Annotated in this window: 21 protein-coding genes and 2 pseudogenes; 19 read left to right on the top strand and 4 right to left on the bottom strand. The window is 69.5% G+C overall.

Annotated features, from left to right (window positions below):
• The gene (locus ACIBK5_RS00885) at positions 1-555 is read left to right on the top strand and encodes an ImmA/IrrE family metallo-endopeptidase (RefSeq protein WP_392001909.1); all 555 of its coding nucleotides are present in this window, start codon (positions 1-3) and stop codon (positions 553-555) included.
• A gap of 413 nt (positions 556-968) precedes the next feature.
• Here ACIBK5_RS00885 and ACIBK5_RS00880 read toward each other — a convergent pair whose 3' ends face one another.
• Positions 969-2,747, bottom strand: coding sequence for a PucR family transcriptional regulator (locus tag ACIBK5_RS00880; RefSeq protein WP_399014783.1), 1,779 nt, complete (start codon positions 2,745-2,747; stop codon positions 969-971).
• Between the two features lie 223 nt (positions 2,748-2,970).
• On the opposite strand from ACIBK5_RS00880, the gene ACIBK5_RS00875 reads away from it, so the two are divergent.
• From ACIBK5_RS00875 to ACIBK5_RS00815, 13 genes are all read left to right on the top strand, one after another.
• A complete protein-coding gene (locus ACIBK5_RS00875) occupies positions 2,971-3,459 on the top strand; it encodes a general stress protein (protein WP_399014781.1) in 489 nt (162 codons plus the stop codon).
• Positions 3,460-3,510: 51 nt separating this feature from the next.
• A complete protein-coding gene (gene dnaK / locus ACIBK5_RS00870) occupies positions 3,511-5,421 on the top strand; it encodes a molecular chaperone DnaK (protein ID WP_399014779.1) in 1,911 nt (636 codons plus the stop codon).
• 9 nt (positions 5,422-5,430) lie between these two features.
• Positions 5,431-6,048, top strand: coding sequence for a nucleotide exchange factor GrpE (gene grpE / locus ACIBK5_RS00865; RefSeq protein ID WP_399014777.1), 618 nt, complete (start codon positions 5,431-5,433; stop codon positions 6,046-6,048).
• A 6-nt stretch (positions 6,049-6,054) separates the two neighbouring features.
• Entirely contained in the window at positions 6,055-7,008 is a 954-nt protein-coding gene (locus ACIBK5_RS00860) for a J domain-containing protein (protein ID WP_359636238.1), read from the top strand.
• The gene (locus ACIBK5_RS00855; protein ID WP_399014774.1) at positions 7,008-7,415 is read left to right on the top strand and encodes a chaperone modulator CbpM; all 408 of its coding nucleotides are present in this window, start codon (positions 7,008-7,010) and stop codon (positions 7,413-7,415) included. Before ACIBK5_RS00860 ends, ACIBK5_RS00855 begins: the two co-directional genes overlap by 1 nt.
• Positions 7,406-10,045, top strand: coding sequence for an ATP-dependent chaperone ClpB (gene clpB, locus ACIBK5_RS00850; protein ID WP_399014771.1), 2,640 nt, complete (start codon positions 7,406-7,408; stop codon positions 10,043-10,045). The genes ACIBK5_RS00855 and clpB overlap by 10 nt, the downstream gene beginning before the upstream one ends.
• Entirely contained in the window at positions 10,042-10,500 is a 459-nt protein-coding gene (trxA, locus tag ACIBK5_RS00845) for a thioredoxin (protein WP_399014769.1), read from the top strand. Before clpB ends, trxA begins: the two co-directional genes overlap by 4 nt.
• A 6-nt stretch (positions 10,501-10,506) precedes the next feature.
• Positions 10,507-10,770, top strand: a complete 264-nt coding sequence (locus tag ACIBK5_RS00840; protein WP_399014767.1) for a UBP-type zinc finger domain-containing protein — start codon at positions 10,507-10,509, stop codon at positions 10,768-10,770.
• Positions 10,770-12,551 (top strand): FAD-dependent oxidoreductase, encoded by a 1,782-nt coding sequence (locus ACIBK5_RS00835; protein ID WP_399014765.1) that lies wholly within the window; start codon positions 10,770-10,772, stop codon positions 12,549-12,551. Before ACIBK5_RS00840 ends, ACIBK5_RS00835 begins: the two co-directional genes overlap by 1 nt.
• Positions 12,552-12,598: 47 nt before the next feature.
• Positions 12,599-13,096 carry an Hsp20/alpha crystallin family protein gene (locus ACIBK5_RS00830; protein WP_399014763.1) on the top strand — a complete coding sequence of 166 codons (498 nt, stop codon included), beginning with the start codon at positions 12,599-12,601 and terminating at the stop codon, positions 13,094-13,096.
• 473 nt (positions 13,097-13,569) lie between these two features.
• Positions 13,570-15,501 (top strand): MFS transporter, encoded by a 1,932-nt coding sequence (locus ACIBK5_RS00825; RefSeq protein WP_399014761.1) that lies wholly within the window; start codon positions 13,570-13,572, stop codon positions 15,499-15,501.
• 21 nt (positions 15,502-15,522) lie between these two features.
• Positions 15,523-15,915 (top strand): DUF2267 domain-containing protein, encoded by a 393-nt coding sequence (locus ACIBK5_RS00820; RefSeq protein ID WP_399014759.1) that lies wholly within the window; start codon positions 15,523-15,525, stop codon positions 15,913-15,915.
• 35 nt (positions 15,916-15,950) lie between these two features.
• Positions 15,951-16,379 (top strand): DUF2267 domain-containing protein, encoded by a 429-nt coding sequence (locus tag ACIBK5_RS00815; protein WP_399014757.1) that lies wholly within the window; start codon positions 15,951-15,953, stop codon positions 16,377-16,379.
• Positions 16,380-16,442: 63 nt separating this feature from the next.
• On the opposite strand, the gene ACIBK5_RS00810 is transcribed toward ACIBK5_RS00815, so the two are convergent.
• Positions 16,443-17,636: a PP2C family protein-serine/threonine phosphatase gene (locus ACIBK5_RS00810; RefSeq protein WP_399014755.1), complete on the bottom strand. Its 1,194-nt coding sequence runs from the start codon at positions 17,634-17,636 to the stop codon at positions 16,443-16,445.
• Positions 17,637-17,785: 149 nt separating this feature from the next.
• Complete coding sequence (locus ACIBK5_RS00805) at positions 17,786-18,235, bottom strand: DUF1931 family protein (RefSeq protein ID WP_388166067.1); 450 nt, start codon at positions 18,233-18,235, stop codon at positions 17,786-17,788.
• A 524-nt stretch (positions 18,236-18,759) separates the two neighbouring features.
• Between ACIBK5_RS00805 and ACIBK5_RS00800 the strand changes: the two genes are divergently transcribed.
• The gene (locus tag ACIBK5_RS00800) at positions 18,760-19,893 is read left to right on the top strand and encodes a hypothetical protein (RefSeq protein WP_399014753.1); all 1,134 of its coding nucleotides are present in this window, start codon (positions 18,760-18,762) and stop codon (positions 19,891-19,893) included.
• 245 nt (positions 19,894-20,138) lie between these two features.
• Complete coding sequence (locus ACIBK5_RS00795) at positions 20,139-22,313, top strand: FUSC family protein (RefSeq protein ID WP_399014751.1); 2,175 nt, start codon at positions 20,139-20,141, stop codon at positions 22,311-22,313.
• Here the strand turns inward: ACIBK5_RS00795 and ACIBK5_RS00790 are convergent.
• Positions 22,290-22,814 (bottom strand): phosphate-starvation-inducible PsiE family protein, encoded by a 525-nt coding sequence (locus tag ACIBK5_RS00790; protein ID WP_399014749.1) that lies wholly within the window; start codon positions 22,812-22,814, stop codon positions 22,290-22,292. The genes ACIBK5_RS00795 and ACIBK5_RS00790 overlap by 24 nt on opposite strands.
• Before the next feature lie 514 nt (positions 22,815-23,328).
• Between ACIBK5_RS00790 and ACIBK5_RS00785 the strand changes: the two genes are divergently transcribed.
• The 3 genes and pseudogenes from ACIBK5_RS00785 to ACIBK5_RS00775 form a co-directional block, all read left to right on the top strand.
• On the top strand, positions 23,329-24,486 hold the full coding sequence (locus tag ACIBK5_RS00785; RefSeq protein WP_399014747.1) for an acetate/propionate family kinase: 1,158 nt from the start codon (positions 23,329-23,331) through the stop codon (positions 24,484-24,486).
• 45 nt (positions 24,487-24,531) lie between these two features.
• Positions 24,532-24,642 (top strand): annotated as a pseudogene (locus ACIBK5_RS00780) (DNA-binding protein); the annotation flags it as partial.
• 82 nt (positions 24,643-24,724) lie between these two features.
• Positions 24,725-25,090: pseudogene (locus tag ACIBK5_RS00775) on the top strand (universal stress protein); the annotation flags it as partial.
• Positions 25,091-25,126 lie beyond the last annotated feature (36 nt).

The raw sequence follows: 25,126 nt of genomic DNA, 5'->3' as shown, positions 1-25,126 counted from the left end.
ATGGCGTTGCGTCATGGCTTCAAGGCTGAAGCCAACCGCCTGGCAGTGCAGATGCGCAGAGAGTTGGGGCTCGGCCCCGCCTCACCGCTCGCGCCTTCGCGGCTTGCCAAGCATTTGATGATCCCTGTCCGGATGTTCAGCTCGGCCATAGCGGATGACCCTCGCATTGAGCGACTTCTCACTACCGAACGGGAAGCCGTGAGTGCTCTCACCGTGCACGCTGGTTCCCGGCGACAGATCTGGGTGAATGACTCGCACGACATGGGGCGGCAGAACAGCTCGGCCAGCCATGAGATCGCCCATGCCCTCCTGATCCATCCACCCGGTCCGGCGCTCGATGTGCGCGGCTGCAGGCACTGGGACGGGGACATCGAAGAAGAAGCGGACTGGCTGGCCGGCAGCCTATTGATCACGAATGAAGCTGCGTGGTCGATCGCCAGAAGCGCGCTCAGCCCTGAGGCAGCGATGTTCCGGTTCGGGGTCAGCAGGCGGATGCTGACGTGGCGCATGAACATGAGCGGCGCGAGCGCTCGGCGTGATCGGTCCGCGAGTTGAATTGGTGCCTGGCTGTGCCGACGAGCGCGCCAACCCGCCATGACCTGGGTTACTGGGGCGGGCATCACCGGCCATGACTCAGCCGAACTGGGTCTCGCCGACCCCACCACAGTGGGATCGTTCTCGACCAGACGATGAGGTTTCCCTGGAAACCGGGGCGGCGGGCCTTTCGGTGGCGGCCGACGGAACCGGCCCCGCATGCTCAACCCCGCTGTGATCGCAATCCGGGCAGCTACTCGAGTTCCGCGGCGCGGAGTAACCGCTCGGAGCGGGATATTTCGCAGTGTGTATACGGCAAGGTCGCATTCGAGCCGCTGCCGACCGTCTGGTGATAGCTGACGAGCCTTCGGCGGAGGGGCAGCCTGCTCCTACGGCGATGGGGACAGTGGAGCGGCCCGCGGTGCGTGGGCTCCTCAACCCGGTCCGCCCAGCATGATCTTCCACACCCGGGTGGCGACCTGCAGGTTGAGGCGGTCCTCCACGCTCGTGAGGTCATGGCCGCTGATCTCACGGATGCGCTGGAGCCGGTAGCGCAGCGTGCTGCGGTGGATCGCCAGGGATTCGGCGGTCTCGGCGTAGTTGCCACCGCAGTCGAAGTACCGGGACAGGGTCTCCACGAGCGCCGTACGGTGCCGGCCGTCGTAGTCGACGAGGGGTCCGAGCCATTCCCGAACGAACGCCTCCAGCTCCTGGTATTCGTTTCCAGGCCCCAGGATGCGGTAGAGGCCCAGATCGTCGAAGAACGTCGTGCCGTATCGCCTTCGGGACCGGCGGCGTACCTCCAGGGCGCGCAGTGCTTCCTGGTAGCGGCCGGGGATACCGTCCGGGGTGTCGCAGCGGGCGCTCACCCCGATCGTCCCGTCCGGTGTTCCGGTCTCCCGGGCGAGCGTCTCGTACAAGGCGTGGTCGTGGGGGCTGCCCTCGGCGACCAGGACCACGTGGTCGGAACGCCGAGTCACCAGCGACGGCATGCCCACGGCCGAAGCCGCCCGGCCCACGGTCCGCGCGAAAGCGTCGTCCGCGGCGCGGTTCCTCCACTGCACGACGACCACGTACTGGATGCGGTGCAGGTCGTGTCCGAACGCCTCGGACCGGGCGTAGGCGCTCGCCTCGTCCGTGCCCCCCAGGAGATCGTCGACCAGTTCGCGGCGCAGTCGCAGCTCGACCTCCGCCAGATGGCGCAGGTGCGACAGCTCCACGGCGAGTGACGTGGTGGCGTGCTCCAGCGCGAACACGGTGTACTCGTCGGCGTCGTCCTTGGGATCGACCAGGGCCAGTATTCCGAGGACCTCACCGCGGGGGCGTACCAGGGAGATCAGCCGGTCGTCGATGCGCACGGGTCCGCCTCTCCGGGCGACCCCCTGGAGCATCTCCTCATGGCGTGTGGGGTCCGGTTCCGGATAGGGGTCGGGCCGGCCGGGACCGGTCCAGGACCGCAGTCGGCCGAAGCGGTCCTCCACCAGCACGGGAAATCCGGTGAGCGCATGCAGTGCGCTGGTGATGGCTTCCTCGCCGCCGCCTGAGGCCGCGACCTCCGCGAGGGCCTCGTGCACGGCCCGCTGATATCCCAGCTCGACCACGAGAGAGACCAGCCGTCGCTGGAAGGCTGTCCGTTCCCGTCGCAGTCGGTGCAACTCCAGGGCGTCTTCCCGCTGGCGGCGGTGCGCGACGGCGACCGACAGGGCCGCGGCGGTGAGGCGTACGAGCGTGGCGAGCAGGAAGTGCTGGGCCTCGGTAGGCCGCGAGCGAGACGTCACCACAAGGTAGCCATGCAGTCCACCGGGTCCCTGCAGGGCCAAGGCCCTGCCCCTGCCCCTGGACCGGCCGGGAACGGTTACAGGGACGTCCCGCCCTGTCAGCTCTCGCACCGCCCGGTCCACGGCTGAGGCATGACCCGGCCCGACCTGCGGGCTGGGGACCATATGGCCGTGCACCCTGAGGTATCCGGCCTCGGCTCTGTACGGGCCGACAGCCGACACGTGGTTCATGGCCAGGCGCAGGATCTCGCTTTCGTCTCGAGTGTCGAACAGGGCGCGAGAGACTGCCGGCCACTTGTGGGATGCCAGGGTGGAAAGGGGCGGGCGAGACCCGCGCCGCGAGATCGTGGGGTGCTGTCCCAGACGGCCCGGCGGAAGGCCGCCTTCCCGGTCGGGACGGCGTCGGTACACGCTCCGGCCCCTGAAACCGGCCATGGGATTACTCCCTTCCCTGAGCCCCCCAGAGAGGTGACAGTGCCTCTTCCTCTACGCGTTCCCCGACCAACGTACCCGAGATGTCCGGAGTGTCCCGCTCGTGCTCGCGGGGGGACGGGCTCCGTTGTTCTTTGACCTGCCGGGTGCAGGCGCTGAGCTGCTCGGTTCGCGAGTCTGGGGGCGTGCCGGGGCCGCCGTGCACATGGGCAGGAAGGACTGGGCGATGAGCGAGCAGCCTCGTAGGCCCGTCGCCACGTACGAGACGTACCAGGAAGCCGAACGCGCCGTCGACCACCTCTCGGACCAGGGGTTTCCCGTGCAGCGGGTGGCCATCATCGGACAGGACGTCAGGCTCGTCGAGCAGGTCGTCGGCCGTATGGACTACGGCAGGGCCGCCCTGCACGGAGCGGCGAGCGGGGCCCTTCCCGGAGCGCTGATCGGCTGGCTCTTCGGCCTGGTCGACTGGGTGGACCCGCTCGTATCCGCCCTGCTCGTCGCCCTCTACGGCCTGATTTTCGGAGCGATCGTGGGCGCGCTGTTCGGCCTGCTGCTGTACACCCTGCAGGGCGGCCGACGGGACTTCGCCTCCGTCCGCTCGATGCAGCCCAGCCGGTACGACGTCGTCGTGGACGAAGCGGTCGCCGACGAGGCGGTACGGCTGCTCGGCGCGTTGCGGACCGCCGGTGCCGGTGGACGTCCCGCCCCTACCTGAACGATCAGATCCGCAGTGCCGGCGCTTGCCGCCGCACGGGAGGAGTTCCTCATGGCCAAGGCAGTGGGCATCGACCTGGGCACCACGAACTCGGTGATCGCCGTGTGGGAGGGCGGCGAAGCTTCCGTCGTGCCCAACACCGAGGGCAACCGTACGACACCCTCCGTGGTGGCCTTCACCGACACCGGGGAACGGCTGGTGGGCCAGCTGGCCCGGCGCCAGGCGATTCTCAATCCCAAAGGCACCATCTACTCGGCCAAGCGGTTCATCGGCCGGCACTTCGACGAGATCCCGGACGAGGCCAGGGCGGTGGCGTACGACGTCGTCGAGGGCCCGGGCGGCGTCGCCCGCTTCAAGGTGCGCGACAAGCTCCATGCGCCTGAGGAGATCAGCGCGCAGGTCCTGCGCAAGCTCGCCGACGACGCGTCCAAGCAGCTCGGGGAACGGGTCACGGAGGCGGTCATCACCGTGCCCGCCTACTTCAACGACGCCCAGCGCACCGCCACCAAGGACGCCGGGCGGATCGCGGGACTGGAGGTGCTGCGGATCATCAACGAGCCGACCGCGGCCGCCCTCGCGTACGGCATGGACAAGAAGCAGCACGAGACGGTGCTGGTCTTCGACCTCGGCGGCGGCACGTTCGATGTGAGCATCCTCGACGTGGGCGACGGCGTGGTGGAGGTGCGTTCCACGGCGGGCGACAGCCACCTGGGCGGTGACGACTTCGACCGGCGCCTGGTGGATTACCTCGCGGACGACTTCCAGAAGGAGAACGGCATCGATCTGCGCAAGGATCCGCAGGCCCTGCAACGCCTGTTCGAAGCGGCGGAGAAGGCCAAGACCGAGCTGAGCTCGGTGACGCAGACACAGGTCAGCCTGCCGTTCATCACGGCCGATGCCTCGGGGCCCAAGCACCTCACCGACTCGGTCATGCGGTCCACGTTCGAGCAGATCACCAGCGACCTGGTAGAGCGGTGCCTGGGGCCGGTCCAACAGGCCATGGCCGACGCCAAGGTGGGCGAGAGTGACATCGACGAGGTCATCCTCGTCGGGGGTTCCACCCGTATCCCCGCCGTCCAGGCCCTCGTGCGCCGGCTGACCGGCGGCAAGGAACCCAACATGAGCGTCAACCCCGACGAGGTCGTGGCCCTGGGTGCCGCGATCCAGGCGGGGGTGCTCAAGGGCGAGGTCAAGGACGTCCTGCTGCTCGATGTCACGCCCCTGTCGCTGGGTGTCGAGACACGCGGCGGCGTGATGACGAAGATCATCGAGCGGAACACCACCATCCCCGTGCGCCGCACCGAGACCTTCTCCACCGCCGAGGACAACCAGCCCGCCGTCGACATCGTCGTCCTGCAGGGCGAGCGCGAACGGGCCGCCGACAACCGGGTGCTCGGCCGCTTCCAGCTCACCGACATACGCCCGGCGCCGCGCGGCGAAGCGCAGATCGAGGTCACCTTCGACATCGACGCCAACGGCATTCTCAACGTCAAGGCCCGAGACCGGGACACCGGCAAGGAACAGGGCATCACCATCACCGAGAGCTCCAACCTCGACCGTGGCGAAGTCGAACGCATGGTCCAGGAGGCCGAGCGCAACCAGGGCCAGGACAAGGCCCTGCGCGAGGCCGTCGACGCCCGCAACGAGCTCGACGCCGTCGCCTATCAGGTCGACAAGCGCCTCGCCGAGCTGGGCGACGCCGCACCCTCGCACGAGAAGGCACGCGCCGAGATGCTGGTGTCGGATGCCCGGGCGGCGGTCAAGGAGGAGGCAGGTGTGGAGCGGGTGCGGCCCCTGACCTCGGAACTCCAGCAGGTGCTTACGGGGCTGGCGGCGCATCAGGGCGGCGCCACCACGGCCGGCCCCGACCAGGGCGCCACCGGGGACGGTGCGACCGGCGGCGGTCCGAGCGGCGGTGGGGATGCCGACGACGTCATCGACGCCGAGTTCGACAAGGACTGAGGAACCGCCATGCCGATCCACCCCAGGGAATCCGACCCGGCCGTGCCGGACCCGGCCGACCCGGCTCCGGAGGGCGCCGTACGCCCTCCCCGAGGGGATCTTCCGCGCTCGGGCCCGCCGACCGGGCCGGGGCCTGACACGGACGAGGAACCCGGCCCCGACGCGGCGGGCGGCCCCGCACCGTCCGAGGACGAGCCCACGGCCGAGCTCAAGGAACTCGAGGACCGCTGGCGGCGCGCGCTCGCCGACCTCGACAACCTCCGCAAGCGCCACGCCAGGGAACTGGAGCGGGAGCGGACGTCCGAGCGGTCCCGTACGGCCGCAGCCTTCCTGCCCGTCCTGGACAACCTCGAACTCGCCCTGACGCATGCCGGATCCGACCCCGGCGCGATCGTGGAGGGCGTCAGGGCGGTCCGAGACCAGGCGGTGAACGTCCTCGAACTGCTCGGCTACCCGAGGCACGCGGAAACCGGCGTCGCCTTCGACCCGGCCCGGCACGAGGTGGTCGGCGTCGTCCAGGACCCCGACGCCCCACCGGGCACGGTCGTCGAGGTGCTCCGCCCGGGCTACGGGGACGGTGAACGCCAGCTCAGGCCCGCCGCCGTGACTGTCGCGAAGCGGGAGTGACCAGTCATGGCACGGGACTTCTACGAAGCGCTGGGCGTGTCACGGACCGCGAGCCAGGACGAGATCCAGCAGGCATACCGCAAACTCGCCCGCAAGTACCACCCCGACGTCAACAAGGACCCGGGCGCGGAGGAACGCTTCAAGGACCTCAATGAGGCGTACAGCGTCCTGTCGGACCCCAAGACACGGGCCCGTTACGACCGCTTCGGCGAGGACTTCCGGAAGGTCCCCGAGGACTGGGAGGAGCGGGTCGGTGCCGGCGCGGGGCCCGGCGGCGGCTTCCGTGCTCGGAGGACCGCGGGCGCGGGCGGCCCCCATGTCCGGTACACCGGCTTCGGCGACGACTTCGCAGCGGAGGGCGTCGACATCGAGGACCTGCTCGGCTCGCTCTTCGGAGCCGGCGGCGCCCCCGGCGGTGTACCGGGAGCCGACCAGGAGGCCGAGCTGCCGCTCACCATCGAGGAGGCCTACAGGGGCGGCCGCCGCACCGTCACGCTCGCCGGCCCCACCGGGCAGCCGCGGCGGTACGAGGTCGACGTACCGCCCGGCGTCACCGACGGGCAGCGCATCCGTCTGGCGGGCGAGGGCGGCCGGGGCAGTGGTGACGCCGCCGCGGGCGACCTGTACCTGCGGGTGCGTATCCAGCCCCACCCCCGGTTCCGGCTGGACGGCCGTGACGTCCACGTACAGGTCCCCGTCACCCCCTGGGAGGCGGCCCTGGGTGCGACTGTGCCGGTGCCCACCCCCGGCGGCGGCACGGCCAAGGTCACGGTGCCCGCGGGCTCCTCCAGCGGCCGGCGACTGCGGCTGCGCGGCGAGGGCATGCCGAACCCGCGCGGCGCGAACGGCGACCTGTACGCCGAACTCCGTGTCATGGTGCCGCCCGCCCTCGGCGACCGGGAGCGCGAGCTGTTCGAGGAGCTCGCCGCCACCTCTGCGTACGACCCCAGGAGGACGTGATGAGCGACCGACCCTCATGGGCGGCGACCGGCGGTCGGACCGCCCGGGCCGACGCGGGCGGGCGTCCCGTACGGACGAGCGCCGGCTCCACGGCGGTGCGGTACGCGCTCGTCCCCGTGCCCAGGCTTTCCCTGGACGCCGTGGCCCGCCGCTCGGGCCTCCACCCCGACCTGGTCCGCCGGTTCGTCGCCCTCGGACTGGTCGATGCCGAGCGCGACGCCTCGGGGCGCCTGGTGTTCGACGCGGCGGCCCCGGCGGTCCTCGCCCGCGTCCAGCGGCTGCGCTCCGGACTCTGCCTCAACTATGCATCCATCGGTCTGGTGCTCGACCTGCTCGACCGCATCAGCCTGCTCGAAGCCGCACTGCGCGACCGCGGCAGGAGGAGTGACTCACCCCCATGGACATGAACCGTCTCACCCAGAAGTCACAGGAAGCCCTCCAGGAGGCGCAGACTGCCGCCGTCCGCATGGGCCAGACCGAGGTCGACGGTGAGCATCTGCTGCTCGCGCTCCTCGACCAGGAGGACGGCCTGATCCCGCGGCTGCTGCAACAGGCGGGCAGGGAGCCCGAAGAGCTCCGTGCGGCTGTGCGTGAGGAGCTTTCCCGCCGGCCCAAGGTGACCGGCCCGGGTGCGGCGCCGGGCCAGGTGTTCGTCACCCAGCGCCTGTCCCGGCTGCTGGACGCGGCAGAGCGGGAGGCCAAACGCCTCAAGGACGAGTACGTGTCCGTGGAGCACCTCTTGCTGGCCCTGGCCGAGGAGGGCTCGTCCACCGCCGCCGGACGGCTGCTCAAGGAGCACGGCATCACCCGGGACTCGTTCCTGAGCGTGCTGACCCAGGTCCGTGGCAACCAGCGCGTGACCTCGGCCAATCCCGAAGTGGCCTACGAGGCGCTGGAGAAGTACGGCCGCGACCTGGTCGCCGAGGCCAGGGAGGGCAAACTCGACCCGGTCATCGGGCGGGACGCCGAGATCCGCCGCGTCACCCAGATCCTCAGCCGCAAGTCCAAGAACAACCCGGTCCTCATCGGCGACCCCGGCGTCGGCAAGACCGCCATCGTCGAGGGCCTCGCCCAGCGCATCGTCCGCGGCGATGTGCCCGAAGGACTGCGCGACAAGACCGTGTTCGCACTCGACATGGGCTCCCTGGTGGCCGGGGCGAAGTACCGGGGTGAGTTCGAGGAACGCCTCAAGGCCGTGCTGTCCGAGGTGAAGGCCGCCCAGGGGCACATCCTGCTCTTCGTCGACGAACTCCACACCGTCGTGGGTGCGGGCGCCGCCGAAGGAGCCATGGACGCGGGCAACATGCTCAAGCCGATGCTCGCCCGCGGCGAACTCCACATGATCGGTGCCACCACCCTCGACGAGTACCGCAAGCACATCGAAAAGGACGCCGCCCTCGAACGCCGCTTCCAGCAGGTCCTGGTCGAGGAGCCGAGCGTGGAGGACACCATCTCCATCCTGCGCGGACTGCGCGAACGCCTGGAAATCTTCCACGGCGTGAAGATCCAGGACACCGCGCTGGTATCCGCGGCCACCCTCAGCCACCGCTACATCACCGATCGGTTCCTGCCCGACAAGGCCATCGACCTCGTCGACGAAGCGTGCGCCCGGCTGCGTACCGAGATCGACTCGATGCCCGCCGAACTCGACGAGATCACCCGCCGCGTCACCCGCCTGGAGATCGAGGAGGCCGCCCTCTCCAAGGAGACCGACCCCGCGAGCAAATCCCGCCTGGAGGAGCTGCGCAAGGAACTGGCCGACCTGCGCGGCGAGGCCGACGCCAAACACGCCCAGTGGGAGGCCGAACGGCAGGCGATCCGCCGCGTGCAGGAGCTGCGCCAGGAACTGGAGCAGGTCCGCCACGAGGCGGAGGAGGCCGAACGCGCCTACGACCTCAACCGCGCCGCCGAACTCCGCTACGGCCGCCTCCAGGATCTGGAGCGCCGACTCGCCGCAGAGGAGGAGCAACTGGCCGCGAAGCAAGGGGAGAACCGGCTGCTGCGTGAGGTCGTCACGGAGGAGGAGATCGCTGAGATCGTCGCCGCCTGGACCGGCGTTCCCGTCGCCCGCCTCCAGGAGGGCGAACGTGAGAAGCTGCTGCGCCTCGACGAGATCCTGCGCGAGCGCGTCATCGGCCAGGACGAGGCCGTTCAGCTCGTCGCCGACGCCATCATCCGCGCCCGTTCCGGCATCCGCGACCCGCGCCGCCCCATCGGCTCGTTCATCTTCCTCGGCCCCACCGGCGTCGGGAAGACCGAGCTGGCCAAGACCCTGGCCCGAGCCCTGTTCGATTCCGAGGAGAACATGGTCCGCCTCGACATGAGCGAGTACCAGGAGCGGCACACCGTCAGCCGGCTGATGGGGGCCCCGCCCGGGTACGTCGGCTACGAGGAAGGCGGACAGCTCACCGAGGCCGTACGCCGCAAGCCGTACTCGGTCGTCCTGTTCGACGAGATCGAGAAGGCGCACACCGATGTCTTCAACACCCTGCTGCAGATCCTCGACGACGGCCGCATCACCGACGCCCAGGGCCGCACCGTCGACTTCCGCAACACCGTGATCATCATGACGTCCAACATCGGCTCCGAGCACCTCCTCGACGGCGCCACCGCCGAGGGTGAGATCAAGCCGGACGCCCGCGCCCTGGTGATGGGTGAGCTGCGCGGGCACTTCCGTCCGGAGTTCCTCAACCGCGTCGACGACATCGTGCTGTTCAAGCCGCTCGGTGAGCGGCAGATCGAGCGGATCGTGGAGCTGCAGTTCGACGAGCTGCGGCAGCGGGTCGCCGAACGCCGCATCACCGTCGAACTCACCGACACGGCAAGGGAGTTGATCGCTCACCAGGGTTACGACCCGGTGTACGGGGCCCGGCCGTTGCGGCGCTACATCTCCCACGAGGTCGAGACGCTGGTCGGGCGCGCCCTGCTGCGCGGCGACGTGCAGGACGGCGCGAAGGTCCGCGTCGACGCCGAGCACGGCGAGCTGGTGGTCACTTACGACCAGCCCGAGGACGAGAAGGGAACGAGGGCGGCATGAGCACCGTACAGGCCACCAACATCACCTGCCCGCACTGCGGGCGCACCAACCGGGTACCCGTGGCCGCCGAGGGCCGCCCCACGTGCGGCAACTGCAAGCAGCCGCTGCCGTGGATGGCCGACGCGGGCGACGACGACTTCACCGAGGTCGTCGAGCAGGCCACCGTGCCCGTCGTCGTCGACCTGTGGGCCACCTGGTGCGGCCCCTGCCGCATGGTGAGCCCCGCGCTGGAGAAGGTCGCCGCCGATCTTGCGGGAAAGATCAAGCTGGTCAGGGTCGACATCGACAAGAACCCGCGGCTGGCGCAGCGGTTCGAGGTCCAGGCGGTACCGACCCTGTTGGTCCTCGACAGAGGACAGACCATCGCACGGCAGGCGGGTGCCGCACCTGCCCCCGCCCTGCAGCGGTGGGTGGAGCAGTCGATCGCGGGACGCGAACCGGCCGGGAAAGGGTGATCAGCCGTGACCGTACGAACCGATCCTCACCTCGCCCTCGTCCGGCCGGTCCAGCCACTGACCCTCGAGGGGTGTCAGGAGTGTCTGCTGCTCGGCTCCCCGTGGGTTCACCTCAGGCTCTGCCTGACCTGCGGCCACGTCGGCTGCTGCGATTCCTCGCCGAACCGGCACGCGCGCCGTCACGCCGCCGCCGACGGCCATCCGATCGTGGCGTCGCTGGAGCCCGGCGAGGACTGGCGGTGGTGCTTCGCCCACGAGGCGTTCGTGTGATGGCCGGCGACGAGACGCGGCCGGGCGCAGCGCCTGTGCCGGCCGAGGCGGAGGAGAGCGTCCCCTTCGAGACCGCTGACATCTACGGCGCCTATCCCCGTCTGCCGGATGACCAGATGGCCCGTTTGGCGCAGCACGGTCGGCGGCGCGCTGTTGACGCCGGTGATGTGCTGATCCGGGAGGGGGAGCCGTGCGAGACGTTCTACGTCGTCCTCAGTGGTTCGGTCGCCATCGTCGAGGGTTACGGCACGACCGGTGAACGCCTGCTGCGTGTGCACGGCCCCGGCCGCTTCATCGGGGAACTCGGTCTCCTGAACGGGCAGGTGGCCTTCTACACCGCCGTGATCAGGGACCCCGGTGAGGTCCTCGCCCTGTCTATGGATCAGCTGCGTGACCTGGTGGCCCGGGACTCCGTCCTTGGCGATGTGGTTCTGCGCGCCTGCCTGGGCCGCCGTGCTCTGCTCGTCGGACAGGGCGCCGGTTTCCGCATCATCGGCTCGCGCTATTCGCCTGACACCCGGCGGCTGCGCGAGTTCGCCGCCCGCAACCGGCTGCCGCACCGCTGGATCGATCTGGAGACCGACGAGGAGGCCGAGGAACTGCTGCGCCGCTTCGGCGTCGGCCCGGCGGAGACACCGCTCGTCATCTGGCGGGACACCACTCTGCTGCGCAACCCCAGTAACGCGGAACTGGCCCGGCTCATGGGCCTGCCCTCGCTGCCTGCCGGAAACCATCACGGCGATCTCCTGATCATCGGCTCCGGACCCGCTGGTCTCGCCGCCGCGGTGAACGCCGCCTCGGAGGGCCTGGACACGACCGTGGTCGAGGCCATGGCCAGCGGCGGCCGGGCCGCCACGTCGTCCCGCATCGAGAATCTGCTCGGCTTCCCCTCCGGCATCTCCGGCGCCGAACTCACCGAACGCGCCGTGCTCCAGGCCGACAAGTTCGGCGCCAGGATCAGCGTCCCGGTGGAGGCGGCTCGGCTCGAACCGCGGGACGGGCACTACGCCGTCGGGTTCGCTGACGGCAGCGAGATCACCGCCCGTACCGTCGTCCTGGCCACCGGCGCCCGCTACCGCCGCCTCCAGGTGCCCGGCATCGAACGCCTGGAGGGAACGAGCGTCCACTACTCGGCGACCGTGTACGAGGCCCAGCAGTGCAGCACCGACCCGGTGGCCGTCGTCGGCGGAGGCAACTCCGCGGGCCAGGCCGTGCTCTTCCTGGCCGGGTACGCACCGCAGGTGAATCTGCTCGTCCGTGGGCCGAGTCTCGAGGCGCACATGTCCCGCTACCTGATCGATCAGGTCGAGCGCCACCCGCGGGTGCGCGTGCTGCTGCACACCGAGATGACCGAGGCACTGGGCGACGAGGTGCTGGAGGCGGTCACCGTGGTCGACCACCGTACGGGCGAGAACCACCACCTGGCGGTGCGGGCCCTGTTCGTCTTCACCGGCGCTGAGCCCCACACCGAGTGGCTGTCCGGCGCGCTCGCCCTCGACGCGCGCGGTTTCGTGCTCACCGGGGCCGAGGCGCAGGCGGGCTCCGTCCCCGAACTGTGGCAGAGCCAGGGCCGCGACTGCCTGACGTTGGAGACCAGCCTGCCTGGCGTCTTCGCCGCCGGCGACGTCCGCAGCGGCTCGGTGAAACGCGTGGCCTCCGCGGTCGGCGAAGGCGCGATGAGCATCCACTTCGTGCACCGCTACCTGGGCCACACGGCCGCGCCTGGCGGCACCGACAGCTCCCCGCACACCCGTCGGAAGGAGTCCGCTTGGCTCGCATGACACCCAGCGGGCGACGAGATCACGAGAAGGAGAAGGAGGCGATGGGAATGACCACGCCCGTCAGGCGCCACCGCGGTGGCGCAGTGCAGGAAAGGCCCGTTGGCTGGGCACGCAATCCGCTGACGGAGTTCGACCAACTGCTCAGCGAGATGAGCGGACTGATCGAATCCACGGTGGGAGGCGCGGCGCCCGCAGTCGCGTGGACGCCTCTGGCGGATGTCACGGAATCCGACGACGCCTTCCGCATTGAGATCGAACTCCCCGGTGTCAAGAGCAAGGACATCGACGTCGAAGCGAACGGCCAGGAGCTCGTGGTCACCGGAGAGATCAAGGAGAAGGAACGCAAAGGTGTCCTGCGACGGAGCACTCGCCGCACCGGAGCCTTCGAGTACCGGCTGCGGCTGCCCGGAGAGGTCGACACCGAAAAGATCAATGCGCAGATGTCGGACGGGGTGCTCACCATCACCGTCCCCAAGGCCGAGGTCGCAAAGCCCCGGCACGTCGAGATCAGCGAGACGAGTGAAAGCACCGGGAGCAGCGGCTGAGACGCGAACGCCGCGGTTCCGGACACCCGTCCGGCACCGCGGCCGGGCCGGCGAGGCCAGACACCGGGGTGACTCATGAATGACGTCCCGTATCACAACCCCTCACGGCGGCGGAGGCTCGGCATGTGGCTCGCCACCGGCTTCCTTTCGGCGCCGCAGACGCCAGGCACGCAGCAGCCGAAGGGGGAGCAGACCCAGCGGCGCTCGACGGCCCAGGTCCGCCTGGTCCTCGCGGTCGAATGCCCGTGCGTAACGCTCGGCGTCCTGGGCCGTCGGATATCGCTTGCTTCCCTCCGCTCCGCACCCACGCGCGCAGTGCCAGAGCATCGTGTCGCCCTCATGGCGAAAGCGAAAACGGTGTCCCAGAAGGTGGCAGCGCAGCACAGAACACCACCCTAGGCGGACCGGTCCATTCTGGCCTGTTCTGTCCCTCTCCAGGCAACAGTCCAGGGCCCTGAACGAGGAGGCATGGCATGACCACCACCGCCGAACTTGGTGTCGTCACGACCAAGGTCCCGGCCCGGCTCGACCGCCTGCCGTGGTCCCGATTCCACTGGCGGATCGTCATCGGTCTGGGAACCGTCTGGATTCTGGACGGACTCGAGGTGACGATCGTCGGGGCGGTTGCCGCCCGTATGACCGAGCCGGGCAGCGGCATCAACCTGACCAGCGCCGACATAGGCACTGCCGCCGCCATCTACGTGGCAGGCGCATGCGCGGGCGCTCTCCTGTTCGGGAGGCTAACCGACCGCTACGGGCGCAAGAAGCTGTTCATGCTCACGCTCGGCATCTATATCCTCGCCACCGTCGCGACCGCGTTCGCCCACGACGCCTGGTACCTCTACCTCGCCCGCTTCATCACCGGTATGGGCATCGGCGGAGAGTACGCCGCGATCAACTCGGCCATCGACGAGCTGATTCCGGCCCGCAACCGCGGGCAGGTGGATCTGGCCATCAACGGCAGCTACTGGGTCGGCGCGGCGCTCGGCAGCCTGGTCGCCGTGCTGCTTCTCAACGAGAGTCTGCTGGCAGCCGACCTCGGCTGGCGGCTGGCCTTCGGCCTGGGCGGCATCCTGGGCCTGGGCATCATGCTGGTACGCCGCCATGTGCCGGAGAGTCCGCGCTGGCTGTTCATCCACGGGCATCAAGCCGAGGCTGAACGCATCGTCGACCGGATCGAGGCCGAGGTGCGCCAAGAGACCGGCAGCGAGCTGCCGGAACCGGGCGAGGCGGTCACCGTACGGCAGCGCGACGTCATTCCGTTCAGGGAAATCGCCGGCGCGGCTCTGCGGCGGTACCCCCGTCGCGCCGTTCTCGGTCTGGCGCTCTTCGTCGGACAGGCGTTCCTGTACAACGCGATCGTCTTCGACCTGGGCACGATCCTGAACGGCTTCTTCGACATCGGCTCCGGCTCGATCCCCTACTTCCTGGCCCTCTTCGCCATCGCCAACTTCCTCGGGCCGCTCCTTCTCGGCCGGCTGTTCGACACCGTCGGCAGAAAGCCGATGATCGCGGGCACCTACTTCGGCTCGGCGGTCGTGGCAGCCGTCCTCGCCGTCCTGCTGGTCAACGGCTCCCTGACGACGTGGTCGTTCTTCCTGCTGGTCTCGCTGACCTTCTTCGTGGCGTCCGCGGGAGCGAGCTCGGCCTACCTGACAGTGAGCGAGGTCTTCCCCATGGAGACCCGAGCCCTGTCCATCTCGCTGTTCTTCGCGATCGGCACGGCCGTGGGCGGGATAACCGGCCCGCTGCTGTTCGGCCACTTGATCCACAGTGGTGATGCGGACCTGGTGGCCATCGGCTTCCTCGTCGGAGCGGCAGCCATGGCGCTGGGCGGGCTGGCCGAGGTCTTCTTCGGTGTCCGGGCCGAACAACAGTCCCTGGAGAACATCGCCCGGCCGCTCACCGCTGAGGAAGCCGAGGCATCCTGGCGCAACGAGCCCGCGCCACAGGATGCACGAGACCGCCGCCGGCCCGAGCACGTCCGTCAGGCCGCGGACGAGCGGGAACAGCGGATCGCCGACCGCACCGCCCGCCGCCGGGAGCGGGAGCACGCCGGAGCCCGCCGCTACCGCCCGGGCACCGGACCGGGCAGCAGGATGTACTCGCCGGGGATGGCCGGCACCGCGGGCACGGCAAGCCGTACGTCCGCCATGGCCGAACAACGCCTCGACGACGAGATCGAACAGATCACCCACGCGCTCCGAGAAACCGGCCCGACGAGCCGCGACCAACTCGAACAGGCCGTGGGCGGCCGTTCCTGGGGCCCCGGACGCTTCCACCGTGCCCTGCGTGAGTCTGAGCGGGAGTCCAGGGCCAAGAGCCTTGCCAACGGCAGCTACGCGCCGACGGACGGACCCCGCCGGCCCGACAGCGCACCGGGCGACCCCCATGACCAGCGGTGACCGGCGCAGAAGGAGGCAGCGATGAAATACGACGGATTCCTCGCCCATGTACGCGAGCGAGGCGAATACAAGGACCAGGCCGAAGCCGCGGACGTCACCAAGGCCGTGCTGGAGGTGCTGGCCCAACGGATCAGCCCGGGAGAGGTCAAGGACCTCGCATCCCAGCTGCCCGGCCCGCTGGAACAGGTTCTGGACCGTGCCACGCCGCAGCAGGCGCAGAGCTTCGGGATCGAAGAGTTCTACCGCCGGGTCGCCGAGCGCACCGATGCCCGGCCGCGTACGGCGCAGTGGGACGCCAGCGCGGTCCTGACCACCGTTGCCGACGCTGTGACTGGCGGAGAACTGAATCAGATCATCAGCCAACTCCCCTCCAGTTACGCGGTCCTGTTCGGAAAGGCCGACCTCGCGGACTGAGCCCTTGAGGCGCCCACAACGAAAGGCCCACGCAAATGGTTGACACAGGTTTCTCCTCGTTCGACACCATGGTGGACAAGGCCAATCGGCTCCTCAAAGACGTCGAGGAGGCTTTCGGGTGGCCCAAAGAACGGCGTAAGCAGTCGTACGCGGCACTGCGGGCCGTGCTGCACCCGCTGCGGGATCGTCTCCCGGTCGAGACGGCCGTACAGTTCGGCGCCCAACTGCCGACCCTCGTCAGAGGCGTCTACTACGACGGCTGGAGGCCTGCCGACACGCCCGTAAAGATGAGCAACGAGGAGTTCTTCGCACGGGTCCGGAGCGAATTCCCCTACGCCGTCGAAGGTGGCGACGAGAAGCTGGTGCGCACCGTATTGAAAACTCTGGAGCGCCATGTGAGCGCCGGCGAATGGGAGCACCTCAAATCCCGGGTGCCGAACTCGTTTGCCGCGCTCCTGCCGTGACCACCGACTCAGCGTCTGCGCCCGCGGAGTCCGGCGCCACGGCTGCGCCTTGGGCTCTTGCGGTCAGGGATCAGGGGGCTGCCACTCGAACATCAAGATCGTGGCGTCGTCACTGAGTTCGTTGTGCTGATGCGCGAGGATGGCATGGATGAGCAGGCGCAGCACTTCCGGGGCGCTCTGCCCTGCTGCGGTCGACCGGATGATGTAGTCGGTGAAGCGCTCCAGGCCGAACTCCTCGCCGGCCTCGTCGCGTGACTCCACGACGCCGTCTGAGTAGAGCAGTATTCGGTCACCGGGTTCCAGGCTGACGTCGTGCACCTGACGGGCGGTCCCGGCGAGATTGGCGGGCAGACCCAAAGGAGGCTCCGGTGGCCGCTCCAAGGCCTTGTGGAGCAGGCGGTGTCGACGGATGAGCAACGGAGGCGGGTGGCCGCAGTTGCACCACCGCAGCACACCGGTGGGCATGTGCAACTGGGCGAAGACACCCGTGCAGAACTGCTCCGGAAGCCACTTCGCCAACGCCTCGTCCATGGTGCCCACGAGTTCGTTCAGATCTGCCCCGCTGCGTCGGGCGTTACGGCAGCCTGCCATGGCTACAGAGGTGGCAAGTCCGGACGCCAGATCGTGCCCCATGCCGTCAAGGATTGCGGCGTGCAGAACGTCCTCGGTGAACGCATGGTCGAAAGCATCGCCGCCCAGTTCGTACGCGGGCTCCAGAACCGCCGTCGACACGACCCGCCCGGTGCCGATCGACCTGGGAGGGAGAAATGCCCTCACCATCTCCGTGGGCAGGTGCATCGGCCTGGTACGCATGCGCTGCGCGATGGTGTCGCTGTAGGTACGCTTGGACGTGATGATCAGTGCGAGGAGCAGCGCCGTCGTTCGGCAGCGCCGTAGCTTGAGCCCGTCCAGGGTGCTCACGTTCAGCTCCACGACGCCCAGCCGCTCCGCCCCGTCGGCCAGGGGCAACCACACCTTCAGCCCTCCGGAGGGGTCTTCTTCCATTCGGAGAGAGTCGGTGCGGTAGGCCCATCCGGCCAGCGAAGTGTCGAGCTCCAGTTCCGGCTCGCCTTCGACGAACGGCACCAGCAGTCTCTGCTGGATGTCGACCAGATAGACAACGGCCCTGCCCAAGCCCATGGCCTCGGTGTACCGGTTCAGGACCGCGGGCAGTTCCGCAGGTGATGCCAACTGGGCAGCCCTGACCAGTTCATCCAGCAGCCGCTCCCCGGACCCGACGGACACGTTCCTGTCCATGCCTTCGATGATCCCTTCGAGGACGAGCTGTCACAATCTGAGCTCTCCGACACCCGAGCCGGGGGCTGATCAGGTCGCTGCGCAGCCGAGGGAGCAGAACGCGCTGACGCTGCTCGGCCGTGGCCTGCACCGCCTGTTCCGGTCGCCACTCACAGCAGGAGGTCGAAGACGGCTCGAGCCTCGTCCCAGTGCTGGGTCTGGGGGTTTTTCAGGTCGGGGTGGAGAATCTTGAAGCTCTGGGCAAGGGCCAGGCTGAGTCCGCCGATGATGTCCGGATAGGCCGCCTCGGTCTCCTCATCGGGCGTGCGGTCCAGAGCGGGATGGGTGGCGAGCTGTTCCAGGATCGGCTTGAGTTCTATTTCCTGGTCGATCTTCCGGAAGTGGTGAATGCTCTCCTGCAGGCCCTTCGTGATCGGCAGGTCACTGGTCCGGATGATGTCGCGCCCGTTGGCTTTGGCCGTGGCCTGGGCGACGGTGAGCAGATCGTAGAGCTTGGCGTCGACGAAGTCGCTGTGGCGCTTGAGATCGTTCTTGTCGACGTCCAGCCCTGCGGCCGCACGGAAGAACCTCTCGAATCTGGCGATGGACATCACGGTCATGACGGCAACCTCCGGCTGCGGGCGCCGGGTCGCTTCCGGCGCCTGGGCTTCCCAGCCAGCCTGGCCGACGGGGGCGCGCGAACGCATGCTCATGTCGGGCCCAATTAGCCTCCCTGTATTGCCCTGCCAGGCCCAGGCGTCCGACAGCCCGGGGTTGTCGGACGGGCGTGCGGACCCAGCGCAGGGCCGGAGCGCGCTCCGGAGAGGCCGGTGAGCAGCAAGCCGGGGCCGGTTGACTCATCCCGCCCACCAGCCGCCCCGACCGGGCAGGACGTAGCGCTGTGCCTCGCAGGCGTTCGGGATTACCCGCGTGGCAGGGCTCTGCCGGCCTCCGGTTCCTGGGCCGGGCACGGAGAAGCGGGGTGGTCGATGGCGCGGCGTGCAGTGCGTGCCGGAGCGGGTGTTCGCGGTGGCACAAGCGATGCCGGCCCGGTGGTGGGAGCAGGCCCTGCGGCGTCGACGTTACCTCGGCGGAGTCTGTGGGCACTCGGGACCGCGGGACAGCCGACTAGGAGGGTCCGCTCATGCGGGTGTCGTCTCAGGGCGTTACGGTCGTGGCTCTCCTGGCGGATCCGGACGCGCCGACGGAGATCGCGCAGCGCATGGCCCGGACACTTCCTGCTCGGCTCGCCGACAAGTCGGGCCAAGGGCGTCGGTTCGACGTCGAGGTTGTCAGTGAGCCCTTCACCTCCGGGACGGAGGACCCACCCACTTTGATGCGCCGGATCATGGACCGTGGGAGTGCGGAGAACTGGGACATCGTCGTGGCCCTCACCGACCTTCCGCTGCACTCACACGGGCGCAAGCTCGCTGTGAATCTGAACCACGAACACGGCTTGGCGCTGTTCTCTCTTCCTTCACTGGGAGGCCTGCGGCTGCAGACGAGGGCCCGGCGGGCCGTCGAAGAAGCCGTGCTCGGCTTGGCGGGTCCGCGAACTACCGAGGCTGAAGGACCTCCAGGAAGTCAGCCGCTTCTGGTGCCCTTCGTCAATCGTCTCGCGCCTGTTCATCCGGGCCGAACCGATGAGAAGGAGACCGACGATCTTCGGTACGTCGCCAGCGGGCCGCGCGGTTACCTGCGGGTGCTCGCCGGTATGGTCCGCGCCAACCGGCCGTGGCGGTTGGTGCCGGGCTTGTCGAAAGCCCTGGCGGCCGCACTCGCCACGGGAGCGGTCGCCACCGTAAACTCCACCGTCTGGACCCTGGCCGCGTCACTCAGCACGCCACGCCTCGTGATTGCCACGGTCGGATCCGTCGCGATCATGATCGGCTGGCTGATCATAGACGCGGAGCTGTGGCATCGATCAACAGAGAGCTCGCCGGAGGCGAGGCAGAGGGCGCGGCTGTACAACGCCTCGACGGTCGTGACTGTGGGTATCGGCGTGCTCGTCTGCTACGTGGGTTTGGTGGTCATCAACTGGGTGTGGGCGCTGTTCATCCTCAACGACCAAGTGTTCGCTTCCATGACACGAAACCCACTGCACGCCGAGGAGTACTTGACGTTGTCCTGGTTCGTCGCTTCGCTCGCCACCGTGGGCGGCGCGCTGGGATCGGGCTTGGAGAGCGACGAGGCGATCCGGGCAGCCGCCTACTCCAAGCGCGAACAGGAACGTCGCCACACGCTCCAAGACGACCACGGTGACCAGCCCTCGAAGTGAACCGACACCGGCCACAACTGGCTCCCGGAGACGTGTGCGGCATCGCCGCTCACCGCGGCCCGCGTACCGGGACTCATGGTCACCTGCAGCGGTCATCCGGACCAATCAACGCCCGCTGAACCGGGGCCGCCCCAGAACAGCCGGGCGGTCGGCTCGGGGGTGCGCGTCCGCCGAGCGCGGTGCCGTCAGGAGGCGGCGGCGCGGCCGACGCGCCCCGGCAGGGCGTTCCGGCTAGGCTCACATGGGTGAGGTGGCTGCGGACCTTCGGGGAGGTCGTGCGATCCGGGCTCACGATCGAGGAGGCGCGGCTGGAGCCCCTGCTCGCGCTGCGTACGGCTGCTGGGGTGGCGCTCGTCATCGGGCCGACGCTGTGGCTGGTCTCCCCTGCGTACGCCGCGTCCGCCGCCCTCGGTGCCTACTCCGCGGGTGCGGCCACCTTCCAGCGCACCTGGCGTCCGCGCAAGGTGATCGCGCTCGGCGCGGGCGCGGGTCTGGCGCTCAGCACCTTCGTGGGCTACCTGGCGGCGGGGCGACTCGTGACGTTCCTCCCGCTGCTGGCCGTATGGGCCTTTGCCGCGGGGATGGCGTGGGCCCTCGGATCGACCGCTGGGATCGTCGCAGCGACGACGGTCGGCAGCATGCTGGTGACCATCACCCTGCCCACGAGCGTCGGACGAGCCCTGGAACACGCCGGGGTCATCGCGCTCGGAGGCATGGCGCAGGCCGTACTGATCTTGCTGTTCCCGATTCGTCGCTGGGGGGCGCATCGTGACGCGCTCGCTGACGCGCTGGCCGCCGTGGCGGACTACGCCCGTCGGCTGCGGCACGACCCGACCGCGCCGTTCGACCCGGAGCCACTGATGACGGCCCGGGACGCGGCTGCCGTGACGCCATCACAGGCCCGCACCCGTCCCCCCGTTCTCCACGGCCCCCGGGGCCTCGCCGAGCGCATCCTGCCGGTCGTCGCCGCGCTCGCCGACCCGGACGTCGGCGCCCCGGCGGAGGGATCCGGGCGGGACCGCGCACGGGAGTTGCTCGACGCGGCCGCCGACGTCCTGGACGCGGCCGCCCGTTCGATCCGCCGCGGCACTCCCGCCGAGGTGCCGCCCGCGAGCGCGGAGGTCCTGCGCGTCGACGAGGAGGGCGAGGTGTTGGAGGGGCCCGCCCGGCAGGCTGCCGAACGGCTCGTGGAACTGCTCGCCGAGGCGTTGGAAATCGCCGGGAGCGGCGGGGAGCGCGACAATGCGCCTGCGCCGCCCGGGCCCGCGAGCGCCCAGTTCTTGGTGCGCCCGACCATGTTCCGGCTGCTCCCGGTCGTCGTCCGGGCGGTTCGCCGGGAGCTGCGCCGGGACTCGCCCGTGTTCCGGCATGCCGTCCGCCTGGCGGCAGTGGCCACGCTCGGCTATCTGATCGCTTCCCGGCTGCCCCTGGAGCACGGCTACTGGGCGCCCATCGCCTCGGTGATGGTGATGCGGCCGGACTTCCACCGGACGTACGCGCGTGCGGTGGGCCGTCTCGCCGGGACCCTGGCGGGTGTCGCGCTCGCCACCGGCATGGTGCAGGCCCTGGGCCCGGACGCCCCTGTGTTCGGCGCACTGGCGGTGGTCTCGGCGGCTCTGTCGTACACGCTGCTCCGTACCGGCTACGCCTACTCCCAGTGCTTCACTGCCGCGTACGTCGTCTTCCTGCTCGGCATGGGCGGTCAGGCATGGGAGCAGACGGTCCCGGAGCGGGTGGTGCTCACCCTGCTCGGCGGGGCCCTGGCGATGCTGGCGTACGTGGTGTTCCCCGCATGGGAGACCCCCCGGCTGCCGGGTCGGCTCGCGGACTGGCTCGCCGCCAACGGCCGCTACGCGGCCGCAGTGCTCCGCGGCTACGCCGAACCGACCCGGGAGCGTCGCGCCGACATGCGCAGGGCCCTGCTGGCGAGCAGGGAGGCACGTGCGGCCTGGCAGGAGGCTTACGACCAGGCAAGGCAGGAACCGGTCCGCCCCAGGGGTCTGACGTCGCGCGAGGCGGAGGATGCGCAGGAGGCGCTCAAGGGGTTCGACCGGGCGGCGATGCTCATGGAGAGCCACGTCCCGCGGGCCGATAGTCGTTTCGCCCCCGAGGCGGAGCGGTTCGCCGAGGCCTTGGAGGCGGACACCGCGCGGGCGGCAGTCGACGTGCGCGAGCACAGGAATCCGGACTGGGGGCGCGTGGAGGAGGCGCTCCACGCGTGGGAGGGCGCCGCCGGGGACCGGAGCCCGGTGCTGCGGCGAGGGGCGGAACTGCAGAAGCGGGCCTTGGACGACCTTGCGACAGCCGTAAGCCGCACACCCCTGGAACGGGACGTCGGCTCTGCTCGCGAGGAGCAACGGGTGCGGGCGGCCGTGGCTGCGGAAGGTGACGGATCATCACCCGCGCACCGGGCTGGGTGACGGCTCCGGCGACGGGGAGCGCTGCGCCTCCTGGAGCGGGAAGTAGTCCCGCGGCCGCGTCGAGCGCCGCCACACGTACACCGCTGTCGCCATCACGAGGATCAGCCCCGCCAGGATGAGCAGTTCGATCCCCTCGACATTCCACCGGAAGGACTTCTCCGCCTCGGCCGTCACGATGAGCACTTTGCGGACGCCGGCAATCAGGCCGACGACGAGGAACGCCTCCGCGTCGAGGGTCCGGTTCCTGATGGTGAGGCGGACGGTGTGGAGCAGCTCGGCCACGATGAACAGCACCAGGCCGCTGTCCAGGGCGGAGAGAACGACCGTCTCCTCGCGGTACGGCCCCTGGATCGACCTGATGACGTCATGGACGACCCCGACGGTCAGGATCCCCGCGAGCAGTACGAGGAGCGCCGCGACGACGAGGTGGATGCCGTCCTCGACGAGCTGTAGGAGGCCCTGTACCCGGCCGCCCTCGATCTTCGGGAGAATGGGTCGCACATTCGCATGCTAGGGGTGCCCCGGCCCGCAGGCGCGGCGTGCTGCCGAACGGGTGGACGCGCGGATGCCTCCCTGTGGTGGCAGCCTGGGGGAAGCGGCGAGGCGCGACATCACCGAGGCTTACCAGGCGGCAGGACAAATGTTATGAGGCAGCCCGACGCGGACACGAACGGCAGGAAGCTGCGGCCCGTCCTGGCGCCGACCGGGGTCTGCCCTCCGATTCGGCCCGGGACCTCGCCTGCGGCCTGCGGGAGGAACCGCGCCACCGCACCGCCAGGGGCATCCGCCGGCAGACGGACACCGACGGCGCCCCTGGCGGCGAACGAACAGGTCGACGTGTCCGACGTGGCCGAAACGTCGGCGCCCGCCTGGAGGACGGCGACTGGGACATCGGCGTCTTCCTCACCGACCTGCCGGGCCGGGCGGAGCACAACCCGGTCGGACCCTGAGCACAGGGTCGCACTCCGTGGCGGGCGCACCGTGCCGGAGGACGCGGGTGCACTGGAGGTGTGTGATGAGTGCTGCCCGCTCCCACGAGAGCCGTGATGGTCACATACTGGTCCTCGATGCCGGCTCTTCGAGCCTTCACGTCGCTCTGTTCGCGGCGGACGGTGAACGAGTGGCGGATCGAGACGCCTCGGAGCCCCCGGGGCCTGCTGCGGCGGCGGAGCTGCGGAACTTCCTCAGCGAGGTGCCCGCTCCTGCGGCGGTTGGTCACCGCATCGTCCACAGCGGTCCGCATCTGACTGGACATACGCTGATCGACGCACGCGTACGGGCTCTGCTGGCGGACGTCGCCGATCTCGCGCCGCTGCACGTGACCCCTGCCCTGCATGTGGTCGACGCCGCACGAGAACTCCTGCCCGACGTTCCTCATGTCGCCTGCTTCGACACTGTCTTTCACAAGGATCTGCCGGCACAAGCGCGCACGTACGCCGTGCCGGAACGATGGCGAGCCGAATACGGGCTGCGCCGGTACGGCTTCCACGGGCTTTCCTACTCGTGGGCACTGCAGAGGACGGCGCAGGCCCTGGGCCGACCCGTCGACAACCTCCAGGTCGTGCTCGTGCACATGGGCGGCGGCTGCTCGGCCTGCGCCGTCCGGAACGGACGCAGCGTGGACACCACCATGGGCCTTACTCCGCTGGAAGGCCTGGTGATGAGCCGGCGCAGCGGCAGCCTCGACCCCGGAGCGCTGCTGTGGCTGCAGCGGCGGCACGGTCTGAGCACGGACGAATTGGACGACACACTCCACCGGCATTCCGGTCTGCTCGGCCTCTCCGGCACCTCGGGAGACACCCGGGAACTGGTGCGCGCCCGCGCGGAGGGTGATGCCGCGGCCGCGTTGGCGCTGGCGACGTTCACACTCAGCTGCCGCAGGGGCATCGCCTCGATGGCCGCCTCGCTGGACCGGCTGGACGCGCTTGTCTTCACCGGCGAGATCGGCGAAAACCAACCCGAGGTTCGCGAGGAGATCTGCTCGGCCCTGACTGTTCTCGGTGTACGAGGCGGGCTACTCGTCCCCGAACTGGAGGATTTGATGCGGGAAGGCCTCCGCCGCATCGATCAGGCGGTGAGAAGTGTCCCGGTCCTCGTGGTCGCAACCGGCGAGACACAGCAGATCGCCGCCGAGACCCGACGGGTGCTCGGCGTTGCTGACCGGACACGGTAGCTGTCACCAGTTGGACAAGTTTGTTGTCACGTCTGGTGCGTGGCGCTCGCCCGTCGCGCACACACCACGCCATGGGCGGGCGGTGAACGCGAGATGTGGGTGTCGGTCCGCCCCACCACCCTCACCGGCCGCCGCATCACCACCACCGACCGATAACCGGCCACCGCCTACGGAGGGCGGCCCCGCCCAACGTGCCGCCGACTCGCGAGGGGAAGCCTTATAGCTCGCCGAGCACGAAAGTGCCGACCTTCTCGTCACTGGCAGCCCAGGCCTAAGTGGCCTGGGCGGATTCGTGTTCAGATCGGTTGCCATGGCCACCGCGGCTCGTTCGAAGCATCCTGTCGTCCTGGTACGGGCGGGTGAGTCGGAGAGTCTGCCGGCAGCCGAGGCGAAGTCCCCTCGGTCCGCACGCCCTGCCGCCGATGTGGCGGCAGCCGTCAACTTTGACGAACCGTCCGACGCGATCCTGTGCTTCGCCTTCCACGCCGCCGAGTTGCGCAGGGCACAGCTGCGCGCGGTACACACTTGGCGGATACCGTTCTCCCACGGCTTTGCCGACGCCGAGGCGCGTGCCCGGCGCACGGCGGAGGGGAGCGCGAGCTGACGGAGCTCGCACCGCGGCGCGAGAAGTACCCGTGCC

Origin of the sequence: Streptomyces sp. NPDC050546, assembly GCF_044457425.1 — a bacterium.
In the GTDB taxonomy this organism is placed as follows: Bacteria; Actinomycetota; Actinomycetes; order Streptomycetales; family Streptomycetaceae; genus Streptomyces.
Note: the sequence above shows the minus strand (reverse complement) of the source record. Positions and strands in the feature narration are given on the sequence as shown.